At 63.8% G+C, this 17,428-nt stretch carries 19 protein-coding genes; 6 read left to right on the top strand and 13 right to left on the bottom strand.

From position 1 onward, the window contains the following. Nucleotides 1-2: 2 nt before the first annotated feature. The 5 genes from L5014_RS17275 to L5014_RS17260 all read right to left on the bottom strand — a co-directional run bounded on the left by L5014_RS17275 (nucleotide 3) and on the right by L5014_RS17260 (nucleotide 3,358). On the bottom strand, nucleotides 3-1,112 hold the full coding sequence (locus L5014_RS17275) for an S-(hydroxymethyl)glutathione dehydrogenase/class III alcohol dehydrogenase (RefSeq protein ID WP_238464952.1): 1,110 nt from the start codon (nucleotides 1,110-1,112) through the stop codon (nucleotides 3-5). A 43-nt stretch (nucleotides 1,113-1,155) separates the two neighbouring features. After that, nucleotides 1,156-1,431 carry a formaldehyde-responsive transcriptional repressor FrmR gene (frmR, locus tag L5014_RS17270; protein WP_238464951.1) on the bottom strand — a complete coding sequence of 92 codons (276 nt, stop codon included), beginning with the start codon at nucleotides 1,429-1,431 and terminating at the stop codon, nucleotides 1,156-1,158. Between the two features lie 158 nt (nucleotides 1,432-1,589). Continuing rightward, complete coding sequence (locus tag L5014_RS17265; RefSeq protein ID WP_238464950.1) at nucleotides 1,590-1,790, bottom strand: DUF2905 domain-containing protein; 201 nt, start codon at nucleotides 1,788-1,790, stop codon at nucleotides 1,590-1,592. Nucleotides 1,791-1,880: 90 nt separating this feature from the next. Then, nucleotides 1,881-2,012: a hypothetical protein gene (locus L5014_RS38630; RefSeq protein WP_274389402.1), complete on the bottom strand. Its 132-nt coding sequence runs from the start codon at nucleotides 2,010-2,012 to the stop codon at nucleotides 1,881-1,883. 50 nt (nucleotides 2,013-2,062) lie between these two features. Continuing rightward, nucleotides 2,063-3,358: an NRAMP family divalent metal transporter gene (locus L5014_RS17260; RefSeq protein WP_238464949.1), complete on the bottom strand. Its 1,296-nt coding sequence runs from the start codon at nucleotides 3,356-3,358 to the stop codon at nucleotides 2,063-2,065. Nucleotides 3,359-3,526: 168 nt separating this feature from the next. Here L5014_RS17260 and L5014_RS17255 point away from each other — a divergent pair, with 168 nt between their 5' ends. From L5014_RS17255 to L5014_RS17230, 6 genes are all read left to right on the top strand, one after another. Then, nucleotides 3,527-4,369, top strand: a complete 843-nt coding sequence (locus L5014_RS17255; RefSeq protein WP_238464948.1) for a mechanosensitive ion channel family protein — start codon at nucleotides 3,527-3,529, stop codon at nucleotides 4,367-4,369. Between the two features lie 121 nt (nucleotides 4,370-4,490). Next, nucleotides 4,491-6,953: a DUF3772 domain-containing protein gene (locus L5014_RS17250; RefSeq protein ID WP_238464947.1), complete on the top strand. Its 2,463-nt coding sequence runs from the start codon at nucleotides 4,491-4,493 to the stop codon at nucleotides 6,951-6,953. 123 nt (nucleotides 6,954-7,076) lie between these two features. Then, nucleotides 7,077-7,619: a DUF4142 domain-containing protein gene (locus L5014_RS17245; RefSeq protein WP_238464946.1), complete on the top strand. Its 543-nt coding sequence runs from the start codon at nucleotides 7,077-7,079 to the stop codon at nucleotides 7,617-7,619. Beyond that, complete coding sequence (locus L5014_RS17240; protein ID WP_238464945.1) at nucleotides 7,616-7,957, top strand: cupredoxin domain-containing protein; 342 nt, start codon at nucleotides 7,616-7,618, stop codon at nucleotides 7,955-7,957. Before L5014_RS17245 ends, L5014_RS17240 begins: the two co-directional genes overlap by 4 nt. Continuing rightward, nucleotides 7,954-8,667: an RNA polymerase sigma factor gene (locus L5014_RS17235; RefSeq protein ID WP_420800084.1), complete on the top strand. Its 714-nt coding sequence runs from the start codon at nucleotides 7,954-7,956 to the stop codon at nucleotides 8,665-8,667. The genes L5014_RS17240 and L5014_RS17235 overlap by 4 nt, the downstream gene beginning before the upstream one ends. A 114-nt stretch (nucleotides 8,668-8,781) precedes the next feature. Continuing rightward, on the top strand, nucleotides 8,782-9,297 hold the full coding sequence (locus tag L5014_RS17230) for a hypothetical protein (protein ID WP_238464944.1): 516 nt from the start codon (nucleotides 8,782-8,784) through the stop codon (nucleotides 9,295-9,297). 156 nt (nucleotides 9,298-9,453) lie between these two features. Here L5014_RS17230 and L5014_RS17225 read toward each other — a convergent pair whose 3' ends face one another. The 8 genes from L5014_RS17225 to L5014_RS17190 all read right to left on the bottom strand — a co-directional run bounded on the left by L5014_RS17225 (nucleotide 9,454) and on the right by L5014_RS17190 (nucleotide 17,364). Then, a complete protein-coding gene (locus L5014_RS17225) occupies nucleotides 9,454-9,960 on the bottom strand; it encodes a M12 family metallopeptidase (RefSeq protein WP_238464943.1) in 507 nt (168 codons plus the stop codon). A 254-nt stretch (nucleotides 9,961-10,214) separates the two neighbouring features. After that, nucleotides 10,215-10,994, bottom strand: coding sequence for a VOC family protein (locus L5014_RS17220; protein ID WP_238464942.1), 780 nt, complete (start codon nucleotides 10,992-10,994; stop codon nucleotides 10,215-10,217). Nucleotides 10,995-11,056: 62 nt separating this feature from the next. Next, nucleotides 11,057-11,794 carry a UbiA family prenyltransferase gene (locus L5014_RS17215; protein ID WP_238464941.1) on the bottom strand — a complete coding sequence of 246 codons (738 nt, stop codon included), beginning with the start codon at nucleotides 11,792-11,794 and terminating at the stop codon, nucleotides 11,057-11,059. Then, entirely contained in the window at nucleotides 11,775-13,187 is a 1,413-nt protein-coding gene (locus tag L5014_RS17210) for an alkaline phosphatase family protein (protein WP_238464940.1), read from the bottom strand. Before L5014_RS17210 ends, L5014_RS17215 begins: the two co-directional genes overlap by 20 nt. Then, nucleotides 13,165-14,289: a metabolite traffic protein EboE gene (gene eboE / locus L5014_RS17205; RefSeq protein WP_238464939.1), complete on the bottom strand. Its 1,125-nt coding sequence runs from the start codon at nucleotides 14,287-14,289 to the stop codon at nucleotides 13,165-13,167. The genes L5014_RS17210 and eboE overlap by 23 nt, the downstream gene beginning before the upstream one ends. Continuing rightward, nucleotides 14,286-15,479: a 3-dehydroquinate synthase gene (locus L5014_RS17200; RefSeq protein ID WP_238464938.1), complete on the bottom strand. Its 1,194-nt coding sequence runs from the start codon at nucleotides 15,477-15,479 to the stop codon at nucleotides 14,286-14,288. Before L5014_RS17200 ends, eboE begins: the two co-directional genes overlap by 4 nt. 83 nt (nucleotides 15,480-15,562) lie before the next feature. Further along, a complete protein-coding gene (locus L5014_RS17195) occupies nucleotides 15,563-16,459 on the bottom strand; it encodes a TatD family hydrolase (RefSeq protein ID WP_238464937.1) in 897 nt (298 codons plus the stop codon). Then, nucleotides 16,456-17,364: an EboA domain-containing protein gene (locus L5014_RS17190; RefSeq protein WP_238464936.1), complete on the bottom strand. Its 909-nt coding sequence runs from the start codon at nucleotides 17,362-17,364 to the stop codon at nucleotides 16,456-16,458. The genes L5014_RS17195 and L5014_RS17190 overlap by 4 nt, the downstream gene beginning before the upstream one ends. Nucleotides 17,365-17,428: the final 64 nt, after the last annotated feature.

Genomic DNA, 17,428 nt, shown 5'->3' with positions numbered 1-17,428 from the left:
CTCTAATAGTGAACGACGGTGCGGATCGACTTGCCTTCGTGCATCAAATCAAACGCTTCGTTGATGCCCGTGAGCGGCTTCGTATGCGTAACGAACGGTGCGAGCTGGATCTTGCCCGCCATGGCATCTTCCACCATGCCCGGCAGTTCCGAGCGGCCCTTTACACCACCGAAGGCCGTGCCCAGCCAGCGGCGGCCCGTCACGAGCTGGAACGGGCGCGTGGAGATCTCCTGGCCCGCGCCGGCCACGCCGATCACCACCGACTGGCCCCAGCCGCGATGCGCACATTCGAGCGCCGCACGCATCACGTTGACGTTACCGATACATTCGAAGCTGTGATCGACGCCCCAGCCCGTCATCTCGACGATCACCTGCTGGATGGGTTTTTCCGAGTCCTTGGGATTGATGCAGTCCGTTGCCCCGAAGGCACGCGCCAGATCGAATTTGCCGGGATTGGTGTCCACGGCAATGATGCGGCCCGCCTTGGCAATCTTGGCGCCCTGGATCACAGCGAGGCCAATGCCGCCGAGGCCGAACACGGCAACCGTGTCGCCTTCCTGCACCTTGGCCGTGTTCTTCACCGCCCCCAGGCCCGTGGTCACGCCGCAGCCCAGCAGGCAGACTTGTTCCGGATTGGCTTGCGGGTTGACCTTGGCGAGCGAGACCTCGGCCACCACGGTGTATTCGCTGAACGTGGAGCAGCCCATGTAGTGATAGATGGGCTGGCCGTTGTAGCTGAATCGGGTGGTGCCGTCGGGCATCACGCCCTTGCCCTGGGTGGCGCGCACGGACACGCACAGGTTGGTCTTGCCGCTCTTGCAGAACAGACACTCGCCGCATTCGGCGGTGTAGAGCGGAATCACATGATCGCCGGGCTTCACGCTGGTCACGCCTTCGCCCACTTCAACGACAATGCCGGCGCCTTCGTGGCCCAGCACGACGGGGAAGAGGCCTTCCGGATCGTCGCCGGAAAGCGTGAAGGCGTCGGTGTGGCAAACGCCCGTATGCGTGATCTTCACCAGCACTTCGCCCTTCCTGGGCGGCTCGACATCGATTTCGACGATCTGGAGCGGCTTGCCCGCCTCGAATGCGACTGCGGCACGTGATTTCATAGCAATCCTTAAAAAATTTAGTCGAACGGCTGCGGGCGGAGACCTAGCGCAAATAGGTTCGGACGAGGGTGACGACATCGTCGATCGAACCCGACGCGGACTCCGTGGTTCCAGTCAGTTGCGTGAACTCTTCGCGCAGGTGGCTTTCGAGCACGCCAGCCATGACCCCGTTGATGGCGCCGCGGATAGCCGCCAGTTGCTGCAGTACGGGAGCGCAGTCCGCGCCTTCTTCGAGCGCGCGCTCGAGCGCGTCCAGCTGCCCGCGCACTTTGCGCACGCGCGTAAGGACGCGTTTTTTTTCTTCGGGGGAATGGGGCATGGCGTTACCGGAATGGTGATACTGGGCGCCAGTATAGTTCAATACTGGCGGGGAGTATAGGGGCCGTATATCGAGGGCGTCTCTACCGCGAGATTATGCGCTGTGCATCGGCTTGGCAACGGTTGACCCATGCGCCGCGATGGCGGGCGACGTTATGCTCAGTGCTTCAAGATCCAGAGCAGCACGGACACCACGGCCGAAACGAGGATGCCGGTGACGATCGGGAAATAGAAGTCGAGGCCGTCCGTGACAATATGAACGTCGCCGGGCAGCCGGCCGAAAGGGAAGCGCAGGAGCCATTGCCACCCGAGGCCGGCGAGCAGGCAAACGATGCCGGCGAGAATCAGGAAACGGTTCATCTGACGCGCTCCCTTGCGATGCGATCTAAACATGATAGGTCGGCAGCGGCCGACTGGCGAAGCGGATGTGCAGGGCATCCCGGGCGCCGCTCAATCCAGCACCAGCAAACCCGGTGCGAACGCACCCAGTGCCGCGACGAAAATCGCGACCCAGTACGCATGATTCCATTGCGGCACCAGGCGCTCGCGGCGCGGCGACTGCGGGAGTCGTTGCGCAAGCATGGGCGAGCGCTCGTCACGCGTGGTCGCGGCGGCGTCCGGCGAACCTTCTCCTACCAGCCCGCCACGGCGCCGGCCAGCCCTGCGATGCTCACTATCGCTGCGCAGCCGCACACGAGCCACAAATACGCGCCACGCGGCCGATGCGGCCGGGGCAGTGCCACGAGCGCGAGCACGACCAGCAAGCCCACCACGAGCGGAAGCATGACGGCATTGATCACCTGCACTGCGACGTTCAATGCCACGAGATCGGGCGCGAGACAGACAAGGAAGGCACTGCCTGCCACCGCCGCCGCATAGACGCCGTAAAACCACGGCATGCGGGACGGCCGTTGTTCGAGCGAGCTTCGATAGCCGGCAAACTCGCCGAGCCCCCATGCGAGGGCGAGCGAGCAGACGAGGGCAGCCACGAGCGAAGCGCCAAGCACGCCGGCACCGAACAGCAGCCGCCCCGCTTGCGAGCCCACGACGGCCGATAGCGCGTGGCTGATGTCGCCGATGCTCTGCAGGCCTCGCTGCTCGCCCATGTGTTCGCCCAGATGCTGGCCAGCATGCGCGCTCGCATGTCCGAGCGTTGCCGCTGCCGCCACGAGGATGGTGCCCGTGAGCAGTTGCGTGATGACCGCGCCCACAGCGGTCTCGACCTGCGCGGTGCGATAGTCGCGCGCGGTGAGTCCTTTGTCCGCGACCGCGGCCTGCTGATAGAAGACCATCCACGGATTGAAGGTGGCGCCGATGAGCGCCGTGGCGAGCCAGAGAAATTGCGGTTGCGCGAGCGGCAAATCGTGAAGTTGCCGGGCGAGGGTGCGGGGGTCGGGATGGGCACGCCAGGCCACCACGAAGAACGCGAGTTCGAGCGCGCCGATCAACATCGCCGCGCGGTCCACGCGTTTGTGCGATCCCGTCAGCACGATGCCGAGCAGGACGCAGACCGCGATGGGGAGCGTGACGTTGCGCGACAGGCCATACATTTCGCCGACGCCCGCTACGCCCGTGAACTCGGTGATGAGCGAGCCGAACACGGCAACGACGAGCCCGAGTGCCGTGATCCATGACCAGATCGGGCTGAAGTGCTGGCGGATCAATTCCCCGTGTCCCTTGCCGGAGAAAATGCCGAGCCGCACGCTGAGCTCCTGAATCATGTAAAGCAGCGGAATGAGCGCGATCAGCAACGGCAGCAGCCGTACTCCCCATTGCGCGCCGCTTTGCGCCGCCGTGACGATGTTGCCCGCATCGCAGTCCGCCAGCATGACGAGTATGCCGGGCCCCCAAAGCGCGGTCGATCGCAAAGCGCCCATCGACTTGCGCAGCAGCGGGGCGGGTTCGGGCGTTTTTGCGTTGACATTCATTCGTATCGTTATCGCGGGATGTTTCGTGGGTCTGCCTGGCAAGTCGTATCGCGGGGCGCCGGATGGCCGCAGGCATGATACCTGCTGCGATGGATCAGATGCCATGCGTGAGATCGTGTGCTGTCCTTGTTATCTTGCGCGACCATCGCCACTCATCGACCGCCGACCATGGACGAATTCTTCAATCGCCTGTTCCATTTTCAACCGTCGCTGATCACCTCGCTGACGCACGACATTCTGCATCTGATCGTTGCGGTGCTGATTCTCGCGATTGGCTGGTGGGTCTCCACCCGAATCGCGCGGCTCTTCGCCCGTATGCTGATACGCTCGCACGCGGACCCCACGCTGGCGCCGATGCTTGCCGGCATCGCGTCATGGGCCATCCGCATCGTCGCGATCATCGCGGCGTTGAGCGAAGTCGGCATCGCCACGGCAAGCGTGCTCGCGACACTGGGCGCCGCCGGTCTCGCGATTGGCCTCGCGCTGCAGGGCACACTGCAAAACATCGCGGCCGGCATCATGCTGCTGTTGCTGCGCCCGTTTCGCACCGGCGACGTGATCGAAGGCAGCGGCGCCGCAGCGGGCGTCGTGCGCGAAGTGGGCCTCTTCACGACGCGCATCGAACGCGGCGACGGCAACATCGTCTTCGTGCCGAACAGCCAGATCTGGAGCAATCCCGTCATCAATTACAGCAGCGGCGGCACGCTTCGCGTCGAGGTGAAGGTCGATCTCGCACGCCGCGACCAGGTGGATGCGGCCATCGGCGAGATAACGAAGATGGTGGCCGCCGAACCGCGCGTGCTGGCGGGGACCACACTCGCGCCCACGGTCGCGGTCGACTGCTATCCGCCCGAGGGCGGCGTGCGGCTGCGCATCGGCGCGTGGGTGCGCAAGCCCGATGACTCCCACGCCGCCGACGATCTGTGCAGCCATGCGTGCGATGCGCTGGCGAATGCCGGTGTCGCCGTCGGAATTCGCGCGGCGGCAAACGCCGATATTCGCGCGTCATAAAAAATTGAGGCCTTATCGGGTCTTATCCGGTCTTTTTGGGGGCGGTTCATGGAGCGGTAGTGCGCGTAGCAGTCAGTGCATAATTCTGTACGCGAACTCACCTGTAATATTTGAAAGCTCCATGGCATTACAACGACTTTCCGCTTTCGCGCGCCGGATTGCGCTGATCGCGCTTTTGTCCCCGCTTTTGTCTCTCGTATCGGTTTCCACCGCGTCGGCATTTCCGGCCGCGGCCGTGACCGCCCCGAGCGCAAGCAGTGTGGACGCCACGCCGCCCCCCATTTCGCTGACCGAAGCGCTCGCGCAGCTCAAGCAGACGCAGGCCAAGCAGGACAGCATCAAGCAGCAGACTTCGGCCTCGAACAACAGCAAGGATCTCGACGCGCTCTCCGACGCGACCCAGCAACTGAGCACCGACGTCGATAAATTGCGCAGCCAGATCGTTCCGCTGCGCGCGCAGACTCAGGCGCAGCTCGACGTGCTTGGGCCGGCGCCCGTGTCGGGTGAAACGCCCGGCACCGAGGCGGTCGCCCGCCAGCGCGCCAGCCTGACTGCGCGCAAGGACCAGATCGATGCGGTACTGAAGCTGGCCGACGACCAGAAGGCCAATCTCGACATCCTGTCCGCGCAGTTTGCGAAGCTGCATCGCGGCTTGCTGAAGAACCAGCTCGCGCTGCGCTCGAGCGGCATCTTCAGCGCGCAGTTCTGGGTGCCGCTCATGCACCGCTCTCCCGAAGACGGCCAGCGCCTCGACGCGTTCGACGCACAGGTGCGCGCGATGCTGCGCTCGGTCTGGCAACCGGGGCAGCGTGGGTTGACTTCGCTGCTGCTGGCCGGCGCGCTCGTGATCTGGCTCGGCGGCCGCAAGCTCGTGCAGCGCGGGCTCGCGTGGTTCTGCCTCAATTGCCTGCCCGCGACGCGTTTGCGGCGCAGCGCGCTGGCGTTGTCGACGGCCATCTCCACGCTGCTTGCAACGGCCGTCGCGCTACAGATCCTCTATCTGGCGCTCGCGCGCCACTTCGAGCTCACCCCCGCGCTGAGCGACCTGTGGGACGAGGTCACGAAGCTCACGCTGACTTGCGCGCTGATCTCGGGGCTCGGCCGCGCGCTGCTGTGCACGCATCATCCGTCGTGGCGGCTGCCCGCGCTGGCCGATCAGGTGGCGCGCGCCCTGCGGCCGTTTCCGAGCACGCTCGCGGCGCTGCTGTTCGTGTCGGGCGCCGTGGAGGCGGTCAACCGCATCGTCGACACGAGCCTCTCGGTCACGCTGCTCGGCCGCGGCCTCGTATCGCTCGTCACCGCGCTGACCATCGGCGCGGCGCTGCTGCGCGCGAACCGCGTGCGCAACGAGCTTGCCGCTGCCGGCGAAGCGCCGGAAACGCACTCCACGGTGGCGGGGCTGATTCATGCCGGCACCGCGCTTGCGATCATCGCCTCGCTGTTCGCGCTGGCGATTGGCTATATCACCGTGGCGCGCTTCATTACCTACGAGCTGGTGTGGTTCGAAATCGTGCTGTGCGGCATCTACGTGCTCATGCAACTGAACCGCGATATCTGCGCGAGCCTCTTTAGCGCGAATCTCTCATCGGGCCAGCAGTTGAAGAATCTGCTCGGCCTCGACGACAAGCATCTCGAACAGGTGCAGACCGTGCTCTCGGGCCTCGGCACGAGCCTCTTGATGCTGCTCGCGGTCGTGGCGCTGCTCACGGGCGGCTTCGGCACGACGCCGGCGGACCTGCTCAACAGCTTCATCGGCATCATTGGCGGGCAGCGGCTGAAGAGCCTCAATATCATGCCCGCCCGCATCACCAACGCCGTGATCGGGCTCGGGGTCGGCTTCTACCTGTTGCGCTCGGTGCGCCGCTGGCTCGACCGGGAATTCATGCCCGCGCTCGGCATGGACCCGGGCATGCGCATGTCGCTCATCACGCTCTTTACGAACGTGGGCTACGTGCTGCTGGTGCTGATGACGCTCTCGCTGCTCGGCGTGCGCTGGGACAGCCTCGCGTGGATCGTGAGCGCGCTCTCGGTCGGTATCGGCTTTGGCCTCCAGGAGATCGTGAAGAACTTCGTCTCGGGCCTGATTCTGCTGACCGAGCGGCCCGTGAAGGTGGGCGACATGATCAGCATTGCGGGCGTGGAAGGCGATATTCGCCGCATCAACGTGCGCGCCACGGAGATTCAGCTACCCGACCGCTCGACGATGATCGTGCCCAATTCGCAGCTGATTTCGCAAAACGTGCGCAACGTCACGATGGGCGACAGCACCCAGGGCGTCGCCACGCTGGTGTTGACGTTTCCGCTGGATACCGACCCGGAGCAGGTGCGCGACCTGCTGCTCGGCGTTTTTCGCGAGCACTCGGCGGTGCTGGAGACGCCCGCGCCTTCGGTGATGTTCAGCCAGCTCACGCCGGACGGCATCACGCTCAGCGTGACGGGCTATGTCGGCAGCCCGCGCATCGCTGCATCGACCAAGAGCGATCTGCTGTACGCGATCCTCAAGCAATTGCGGGCCGCCGGCGTCACGCTTTCGAATCCGCGCACGCTGCTGGTGCAGAACGTGCCGACGAAGAACCACGCATAGCGTGGGCCGATAGAACCTTTCGAACCTCGCGAGCCGGAATCGGGAACAGCCCGCCGGCTCGTGACATCTATCTCCTCGAATGCCGGGAAATCACCGGCCCTTCCACATTTCGAGGAGAAGCACATGAAAGCTGCAAACGTGTTGTTGTCGGCTGCGTTCGCGCTTGGAACCACGCTCGCGCCAGCGCTGGCCCAGGCGCAGAGCCAGGGTCCGACCGATCCCCAGATTGCCGCCATTGTCGTTGCCGCGAATCAGGCCGATATCGACGCGGGCAAACTCGCCGAATCGAAAACCCATTCGAAGGACATTCAGGCGTTCGCGCAACGCATGGTGACCGACCATACCAGCGTGAACCAGGCGGCGGTCAACCTCGTGCAAAAGCTTGGCGTGACGCCGCAATCGAATCCGACCAGTGACAGCCTCAAGCAGGGCAGCGAGGCCAATATCGCGCATCTCAAGTCGCTGCAGGGCGCACAATTCGATCATGCTTATATCGATCATGAAGTGACGTATCACGAGCAGGTTATCGACGCGCTCGACAAGACGCTGATCCCGAGTGCGCAGAACGCTGAATTGAAGGCGTTGCTGGTGAAGGTGAGGCCGGCTTTCGTCGCGCACCTGGACCACGCGAAGCACGTCCAGGCCATGTTGGCGAAAGCGCAATGAGCCGCTTGCCGCACATCTTGCTGGCGCGGTCCGGCATTTGCGCGATCGTGCTCGCGGCCGCCGCCGGACCGGCGGCTGCGAGCGATCATGTGGTGACGATCGAGCAAATGCGCTTTAGCCCGCCCACCGTGAAAGTGCACAGCGGCGACACCATCGTGTGGGTCAACAAGGACCTCGTGGCCCACACGGCGAGCGCGCAAGCCAGCACTTTCGATTCGGGCAGCATCGCGCCCGGCGCATCATGGCGATACGTCGCGAGCAAGCCCGGCTCGTATGCTTACCAGTGCCTGTTTCATCCGACGATGCATGGCACACTGATTGTCGAGCCGAAACCATGACGGAGCCAGGAGTGGCAATGGCCGATGTGCCCAACAGCGGATTGACGGATGCCGACGCGGAAATTGTGCGCCGCGTGGTGGCGGGCGATCTCACGGCGTTCGAGTTATTGATGCGCCGCCATAACCGCCGGCTATTCCGGCTCGCGCGCGCCACGCTGCGCAACGATGCCGAAGCGGAGGACGCCTTGCAGGACGCGTATCTGAAGGCGTTCAAGTCGCTCGGGCAGTTTCGTGGCGACGCCGCGCTCGCGACGTGGCTCTCGCGCCTCGTGCTCAACGAGTGCTTTGGCAAAATACGTCGCGAGGCGCGACGCCAGAATCTGATGCCGACGCTTGTGCATAGCGCCGACGACGAGCAGATGGCTTTCGATATGGACCCGACGAACGCTCACGACGATTTCGCCCCCGACCAGGCGGCCTCCCGCGCGGAGATTCGCGCGCTGCTCGAACGCAAGCTCGACGCGCTGCCGGTGGGCTTTCGCACGGTCTTCGTGCTGCGCTCGGTCGAGGAGATGAGCATCGAGGAAACGGCGCAGTGCCTCGGCATTCCCGAGGCCACGGTGCGCAGCCGCCATTTCCGGGCCCGCCAGATGTTGCGCGATTCGCTGGCTGAGGAAGTCGATCGCCTGGGGCCGGCGCTGTTCGAGTTTGGCGGTGCGTGCTGCGACCGGATTGTGGAGGCCGTGCTTGCGCGGCTGCGTGAGATGTAGCGCGTGTTCTGTAGTGCGTGCTTCGCCTATTGAGTATATTGAGTAGTCAGAGCCTCATTGGCACCAATCTATGCGAATGGGCTTTCTCAATGATTTTCAAAAGGGGGATTGGAAATGAGCAAAAGAGAAGCCGGAATGCTGACAGACTGGGGGCGCTACTGGTGGGCACATGTTTGGTCTGGCACAGACGCGGCAAAGAGAACAGAGGCGCGTGACGCACTCATTAAACTCGTGAACGGGCAGCTGAATGACATAGGTTTCAAGCTTGGCCGTGGTTGGCAGGACTATGATCCTGTGATTAGGGCCAAAGGCAGGAGGCCATCGAGCTATATTGCAATCGCAGGCTGGGCCTGGCGTCAGCCAGACAAAGGGCGCGACGCGGCTCGTCAATTCTATAACTGGGCAACTGGCGATACGATCCTTCTAACCGATCTGCCCCACCAGTTACTGGATCTTGCAATCATCACGCACCTGGCGGAATCTGCGCGCGGCTATCACAAATCCAACGATAACGGGCTTTACCCGCTGATGGATGAAATAGCAAATGGCACTAAGGGATGGGGTGATATCAAAGAATACTCCCCCGCCCTGACCTACAAAGAAGATATGGTTGACTGGTACGATGATTAGAGATGGAGCGTGTACCGTCCTTTAAAGCCGAATGCTCCTGGCCGACCCGGTCCGGCCGCCTCTGCTTTTACCGAAGCGGCCAAACCGCACCCAACTTCATGATCGGCCATACGACGTCCAGTTAGGTGAACTGTTAGCCATCGCGCGCATTCACGGCTACCAACCGTTGATTGTCTTCACGGCCGTCACGTCACCGGGACTCGGTTCGGTCATCAGCAGATACTTGGACGCTGGGTATTGCATGATCGAATCCTGGTCGTAGTCCCCATAAACTGCCAATTTAAGTCCTCGTTTAACGGCGCCTTCCAATTCCCAGCTTGGACTATTTTTATACCATTCGTTTCGCCTGTCTGGTCGGTCCTGCTCGTGGGACAGTCCAAGCAGGTGACCGACCTCATGAAGCGTTGCCCCCAACGTTTCCGAACCCTTCAAGAAAAGTGTCTTCTTGTCCAATGACCACTGCGATATTGCCCCCCCAGTTTTGACCTCAAAATCGACTGCCACGTTCGCTAACAAGGTTTGCGTAAACGTGATGTCCCCCACTTTCTGCTGCCAGATATCGAATGCATCTTGCAGCTTCTGGGATTGCGCGCCCTCTTTCTGCCGCCAGCTTAAGTGCTTCGCGCTGTTCCAGAATCCGGGGCGGGGAACTCCATATCCCATGATTGATTCTCCATACAGGCAATAAGTGAAGGATGTGCTTGCATCAAGCTATTACCAACATAGCGGTTCGTCGAAATGATTCAAGTGAAATTCCAGTGCAAACGGCAGATGGCGGCCGGCCGGACTCTACCGGCCGATTGATACACTGCTTCTGTGGCTTCATCGGGTACCGTACAGACTCGTGGTGAGTGGGGGATTCTGCAAGCCGCATCGGGAGCGATGTTATCCGCTGGCTAGCCAAGGCCTGTTCACATTCAAAACGCCTCAATCAACCCGATCGTGTTGCCTTCGGGATCCTTGACCATCGCAAACGTGTAGCCATCCACGCTGACCGGATCGACATAGCGCTGCCCGCCATGCGCGAGCACACGCGCGATCGCGCCTTTGAGGTCGTCGACGCGCAGATAGAAGTTCTTGCCGGGCTCGTAGCCGGGCGTATTCGGCTCGGTTTGCCCGATGCCGCCCAGCAGTGGGGTGACGCGCGTCGGGAACGGGACATACGCGAAGCCGGCGGTGCCCGTCGAATACTGCCAGCCGAATACGTCGCTGTAGAACGTCTTGAGCATCGCCTGGTCGCTCGCGATGATCTCGAACATCACACTAGGATGCCGGTTGGCTGCCGCCTCGATGGCATCGGCTCCAGCGACGGCGCAAACCTGCGTTGTCCGAACGAACCCGGCGCGCGTTTCGAGGAACTCGACCGTCGTGAAGGGCTTGCCGTCGGACTGGACGAAGAGATGCCCGTGCTGCTGCACGAAGCGCGTGAAGACGGGGCCGCTGACGTGACGGAGAAAGGCATCGGCGTTGCGGTAGGTTTCGAAGAACAGCACGTTTAGCGGATCGACGGGAGGCAGCGTCTGTAGCTGCGCCGTGCCGTGCCAGGGGCGGTGGACGAGGTAGGTCAGCGTATCGGGTTCCTCGCGCTCGACGTCGCGCGCGAGTTCGCGCAACGCGGCGTCGGCGGCCTCCTCGCATCCCGGGCGGAGGAACCAGTTCGAGGTCAGGCTGACTGTGCGGGCATCGCTTGGGCTCATGTCGTTTTCCTCCATTTGTTGTGTTCACAACCTTAGCTGCAATCTCAGTCTCAGTTTCAGTTTCAGTCGCCACGCACGTAACGCTGCGCGGCGCGGGTCAGCGCCATGCCGGCCACGCCGACGACGAGCCAGACAGGATGCACGAGCACGGCGAGCACGACGCCATCGCATAGCGGAATCGCCGCGAGCATCCAGGGGACGACGGGCCACGCGTAACGGCGATCCGGCATCTGGCTTTCGTAGCGCGCGACGAACGTCAGCGTCAGGATGTAGGCGGCTTGCACGATGCCGGCCAGCCAGACGAGTCCGGGCACCGTGCCCGTCAACGCCAATGCGGTGACGACATAAGCGAGCAGCCTGGCCCCCGCCATCGCCAGCACGGTGGACGGATGCCGTTTGTGAAACCAGTCGTAGAACCCGATGACCGCGAGCAGCGCCACGCCCGCGGCGAGTCCGGCGCGATACGGCGCGGCCAGGAGGCACAGGAAGCCGAGCGCGAACAGCGTGCAGAGGGTTGCGCTCGCCTGGGCCAGCGTGATGCGTCCCGCGACGATGGGTCGAAAGCGTTGATGGACGCTGTCATAGTCGATATCGCAGACGTCGTTGAGGGCCATGCCGCCGCAATAGAAGCAGGACAACGCCAGGCAGAGCAACAGCATGGCGAAGATGCCTTGTGCGCCGCCGGTCGGGTTCGCGAGCACCGCCGCGGTCAGCACGTTCATCCACAGCGTGGGCAGATTGCTGAAGCGGCACAGCGCGAGGATTGCGCCGATGCGGTGATTAAACGTGACTGTGCTCATGGTCGAAGATGTGCTCGAGCAAAATGGAACAGATATCGGTTGCCGCGACGTTGCCGTTGCTGCTGCGAATGCGGCCGTGTTCGGAACTCATGAGGATCGGCGCGTCGCCGTCGTGCGCCGTGCGAATGCCGTGCGAGCCTCGCACGAGCGATGCGTCGAGCGGAATCACGTCCATCACGTAGCGCATGCCCAGCGCCTTTTTCGCCAGCACGGACGCGACTTTCAACGCGGGAAAGCGCAACGCGGGATTGACGAACAACTCAGCCGGGTCGTAGCCTGGCTTGCTGTGGATGTCGACCGTGCGCGCATAGTCCGGCGCGGCGGCATCGTCGCGCCAGAAGTAGTAGGTGAACCAGCTATCAGGTTCGGCCAGCAGTACGAGCTCGCCGGCACGCCGATGCGCGAGGCCATGATGACGCTTGCCCGATTCGCCCAGTACCTCCGCGACGCCGGGTAGCGCCTCGCACAGGCGCTGCACGCTGGCGATGTCGCGTCGGTCCCGCACGTACACGTGGGCGATCTGGTGATCGGCCACGGCGAATGCACGCGAAGCGCCCGTGTCGAGATAGTCGCGTCCGAGGTCGCGCTTGATCTCGACGAGGCCGGCGTCGCGCAACGCACGATTGATGTGGACGGGCCGCTGCACGGGCATGATGCCGTACTCGGAGAGTACGACGACGCTCACGCCGCGCGACTGCAAGGCGTCGCTCAAGTTGCCGAACACGGTGTCGATTTCACGCAGATCGGCCGCGATATCGCCATGCGGCCCGACGCGTTGCAGGCAGTAGTCGAGATGCGGGAGATAGATCAGGTTCAGCGTGGGCTGGAAGGCTTCCTCGAGCGCGAGCGCCGCGTCCGCGATCCATTGGCTCGAGCGGATGCTCGTGCGCGGCCCCCAAAAGTCGAAGAGCGGAAATTGCCCGAGACGCTCGCGCAGCGAATCGCGCAATGACGCGGGCTGCGCGTAGAAGTCGGGGAGCTTGCGGCCATCCGCGCAATAGAGCGGCCGTGGCGTCAGCGTGATATCGGCGTCCGTCGCCATCGCGTACCACCAGAACGTGTTCGCGCACGTGAAGTTGGGGTCGCGCTCGCGCGCGAGGTGCCAGATGCGCGGCGCCTGCACGAGGCGATTGCTCTGGCGCCACAGCAGGACCTGGTCCAGTTCGCGAAAGTACCAGCCGTTGCCGACGATGCCGTGCGCGTCCGGCAGCTTGCCGGTGAGATAGGTGGTCTGTGCGGAGCAGGTGAGGGCGGGCATCACCGCGTCGATGGTGGCGATGGTGTGACCCGTCGTGTGACCAGCGGCGCGGCCGAATGCGGCAAGACGCGGCGTGTGCTCGCCTATCAGGTTGCGGGTCAAACCGACCACGTTAATGACGGCCGTGCGCTGCATCGAGCGTCTCCCTGACCCAGTTGAGTTCGCGCGCGATCGAATCGCCGAGCGAATCGAGTCGCAAGGCGGGCGGCAGCGCGCCGAAGCTGTACGTTTCGACTTCGAGCGGCGTGCCTGCCGGCAATCGTGGCAGGCAGGCCTCGAGAAAGAAGCGTGTCGTGCCGATTCCGCCCAGTTCTTCGAGAAAGATCGGCACATGGAAATGGACGCGGCACTCTTCGGGCAGTTCGCCGCCCTGCAGCCAGCGCGCGAGCGCGGGCAGGTCGGCGAAACGCCGAAGCTCGCCGTTTCGCCGCAACACGACGGCCTGATGCAGATACGTGGGCTCGTCGAACTGGAGCAGCGCGGCCACCGTCTTGCCGCGCGCGCGCAACGCGGACGACACTTGAACCTTGGCGATGGGAATGCCGGCGCTTGCCAGTTTTGCGAGGCAATCGGCGGGTTCTTCGAATTCCACGGCCTGATGGCAGCAGTCGAAGCACAGTCCGACATGCGCGGCAAGCGGCTCCGGGAATGCCATGCGCTCGAACAGCGCGATGGCTTCGTCGGTGCGCTCGATCACGCAGCACGGCTCCGGCTCGATCGCGAGCCGGATCAGCGGACCGCCGCGCTCGCGAATGCGCGCGAGATGCGCGGCCACGTCGAATAGATGAGCCTTTACGATCTCCCAGTGCGCAGGCTCGAAGCCTTCGCGAAACGCCACCGGCACGGTCGAGATCGAGATGGACTGATGATTCGGGGTCCACTGCGCGGCGATGTCGGCGAGCCGCTTCGTATAGCTCACCCGCAATGGATCGCGCCAGTCGGGCAGATAAACATTCTCCTTGACGACCGTGCCGTGAAACGAGCCATACGGAAAGCCATTGAGCGTCAGCACATGGCAATCGTGCTCGCCGCACCAGTCGGCGAAGCGGTGGATTTCGGCTTCGTCGAGCCCGAAAGCGGCCTGTGCCGAAAGGCGCAGGCCGAGCGGAAATGCTTCCCCGGGCGAACAAAGCCTTTTGACGTGCAGCCCGTGGTCTTCGAGGTTGCGCCGCACGTCCGCCCACGTTTCGCCGGGGTGAATGTTCGTGCAGTAGGTCAGCGGGTAGTCAAGCTTCACGCCGCCACCTCCCGCGCAATACGTTGTGTGAACAACTGTATTGCGGGATGGCCGCCGCGCAACGCGGCAATGCATTCCTGCATTGCTGCGATGTCGATCGTATCCACCTCGACGCCCTGGCCGATACGTGCCAGCAGCGTGATGCAGAGCTGGCCGCCCAGGTGCTCGCGAAATTCGTTCAGTGCCTGCGCGATGTCGAGTTCGCCGAACGCATCGTCGTCGAGCACGAAACCGATGTCGCGCAGCGTGGACAGCACGGCGCTTGCGTCGGCGGCGCCGATCATGCCGAGCCGCTGCGAATACAGCGTGTCGACCGCGATGCCGATGGCAACGGCCTCGCCATGCCGCAACCGATGATGCGAAAGCTCTTCGAGCTTGTGCGCGACCCAATGGCCGAAGTCGAGCGGGCGGGCGCTGCCATGCTCGAACGGGTCGCCGCCATTGCGAATCTGCGCGAGATGCAGTTCGGCGCAACGAACGATCAGCGGCTCCAGTGCGTGCGGCGCGAGGCGGGCGAGCTCGAACCGCTGGCGGTGAATCTCGTCGAAAAAGTCCGCATCGCGGATCAGCGCAACCTTGACGGCCTCGGCGATGCCCGCGCGCCGGTCGGCCGCGCTCGCGCCGCTCAGCAGATCGAAGTCATTGACGACCGCGAAGGGCGGCACGAAGGTGCCGACAAAGTTCTTGCGGCCGTGCCAGTTGACCGCGTTTTTTACGCCGACGCCCGCGTCGTTCTGGGCGAGCACCGTCGAGGGCATGCGGATGAGCCGCAAGCCCCGATGGGCCGTCGCAGCGGCGAAACCCACCGCGTCGAGCACCGCGCCGCCGCCGATCGCGACGACGTAGCTGTGCCGGCATAAGCCGAAGTCCTGCGCCATCGCATAGAGCGCATCGACCTCGCGCAATCCTTCCTTCGACGTTTCGCCGCCGCGCACGATCCACGCGGGGCCGGCGAGCCTGATCGCATCGGCATGGGCGCGCGCATAGTGCTCGATAGCTGGCAGCAATCCGGGGCGGGCCGCTGCGAGACCGGAATCCACCGCAAACAGCACCTGCGCCGCGCGCTCGCGCCCTGGCTGCCGGATCAGGTCCGCAAGGACCGTATTGGACGGTTCGAACGCGTGGCGCGTGAAGCAGACTGGATAGCTGTAGCGAACGGCAAAGGATTGCTCGATGCGATGTTCCAGCATGCGGTTCCCCGTGCGAGAAGCGTGTTGCGTGTGGTGGTGGAAAAGCCGCGCGGCCGATCAAGACCGGCGACGGCGCGTGCGTGTCAGTTGGGAACGAATTCGTCCACGCGCGGCGCTTGACCGCGAAGCACCGAGTTGTCCGCGAACAGCAGGCGCTGGTCGAGTTGGGGCACGCGGTCCAGCGCCTCGACGTCGATCTGCCCCGACTGCGCGTAGGCCTCCAGTGCGTTGCTCCATGTGACTGCTTCGACGGCGGCGGGCGCAATGCCGCGTTCGAGCATCAGACGCGCGGTTTTCGGCACCGACAACGGATCGCTGACGCCCCAGTCGGCCGAACTGTCGACGATGATCCGTTCCGGCCCGTACTGCCGGACGACCTCGACCATCCGCTCCGAACCCATCTTGGTGTTCGGATAGATCGTGAATGCTGCCCACGCGCCGGAATCGAGCACGCTGCGTACGGTCTCTTCGTTGTTGTGATCGACCACCAGTTTCGTCATGGGGATGCCGTGTTCGCGCGCCACCTCGATCGAACGCAGCGTGCCGCCTTTCTTGTCGCGATGCGGCGTGTGCACCATCACGACCATGTCATGCCGGCGCGCGAATTCGAGCTGTGCCCGATAAGCGAAATCCTCCGCTTCGGTGATCTCGTCGTAGCCGATCTCGCCGATCGCCACCACGCCTTCTTTCAGTGCGAATTGCGGAATCACTTCGAGCACTTCGCGCGCGAGCTTTTCGTTGTTCGCCTCTTTCGAGTTCAGGCCAATCGCGCAGTAATGCGCAATGCCGAACTGCGAGCAGCGAAAGCGTTCCCAGCCGACGAGGCTCGAGAAGTAGTCGATGAAACTGCCGACATTGGTGCGCGGTTGACCCAGCCAGAACGCCGGTTCGATGACCGCGCGCACGCCAGCGGCAGCCATGGCCTGCAAGTCGTCGGTGGTGCGCGAGCTGATGTGGATGTGGGGGTCGAAGAATCTCACGGCCGGTCCTCGTGTTGTGGCGACAGAAAGCGGAATGTGCGCTGGGTAAAGCCGTCCTCGCGGGCTTGTTCGATGAAGGGCGTGTGGGTGGCGAACGCGGTGCGCAGCCAGTCGCGCCCGGCGCTCAATGCGCCGGCTCGGGCGATAGCGAGCAGGGCGCTTCGCTTGCCTTGCTCGTCGCCTTCGGCCAGTTCCGTCTGCAATGCGCGCAGCCCGCGTTCGCCCGCGTAGGGACCCAGGCAAAGCCATGTTTGCGGCGACACCGCGCGGCCCGCGCTGCGCCGTTCGTCGGCGAGATCCAGCGCCATGCGCGCAAGCTCGGGGGACAGCCGTCGATCGAGGCCGTCGACGCGCCAGAGCGGTGCGTCGATGAATATGGCCTTGATCACGAGCTGGCGCCAGGCGACATCGTCGAAATGTTGCGCCGGGTAGGGCGAGTCGAGCGCCACCGCCTCGAACAGCGGACGCATGTTCGAGCGGCAGCCTTCGCGCGCACGCCAGACGAAACGTTCGCCGCGCGGCAACAGCGGCAACGCACGGTACAGCGCGCACGATTCGCCGTGGTCCGCGAACTGGAAGCAATGTTCGAACGCAGCCGGGAAAGCGTCGGCCTCGCTGTCCGGAAACGCAAGCAGCAACGCGATACGCAGCGTTTCCAGCAGGCTCCACTGCGCCGGATGCCAGCCGGGAACGCCGGCATTCAGCGGGCGCAACTCGTCGGGAGTCAACGCCAACGGGACGCCGGCGCGAGCGTGGCGGCTTGCGAGCGCGAGCAGTTGCGCAAGACGTTGCATCGATACGCCGTTGCGTATCTCATTCGTTGCGCTCGACCGGAAGGTGTTCGCTGCGTGCGAAAGACGCGCGCCGAGCAGCGCCGAAAGAGCCTCAGCGGCGTCGAATCGCATTGGGGTCTCCATGGTCATTGTCGATCGCTTACCGATGTTGCTGAACGCGCTTCCCGTCCTGCCT

It is taken from the genome of Paraburkholderia tagetis, assembly GCF_022213065.1.
Taxonomy (GTDB): Bacteria; Pseudomonadota; Gammaproteobacteria; order Burkholderiales; family Burkholderiaceae; genus Paraburkholderia; species Paraburkholderia tagetis.
Note: the sequence above shows the minus strand (reverse complement) of the source record. Positions and strands in the feature narration are given on the sequence as shown.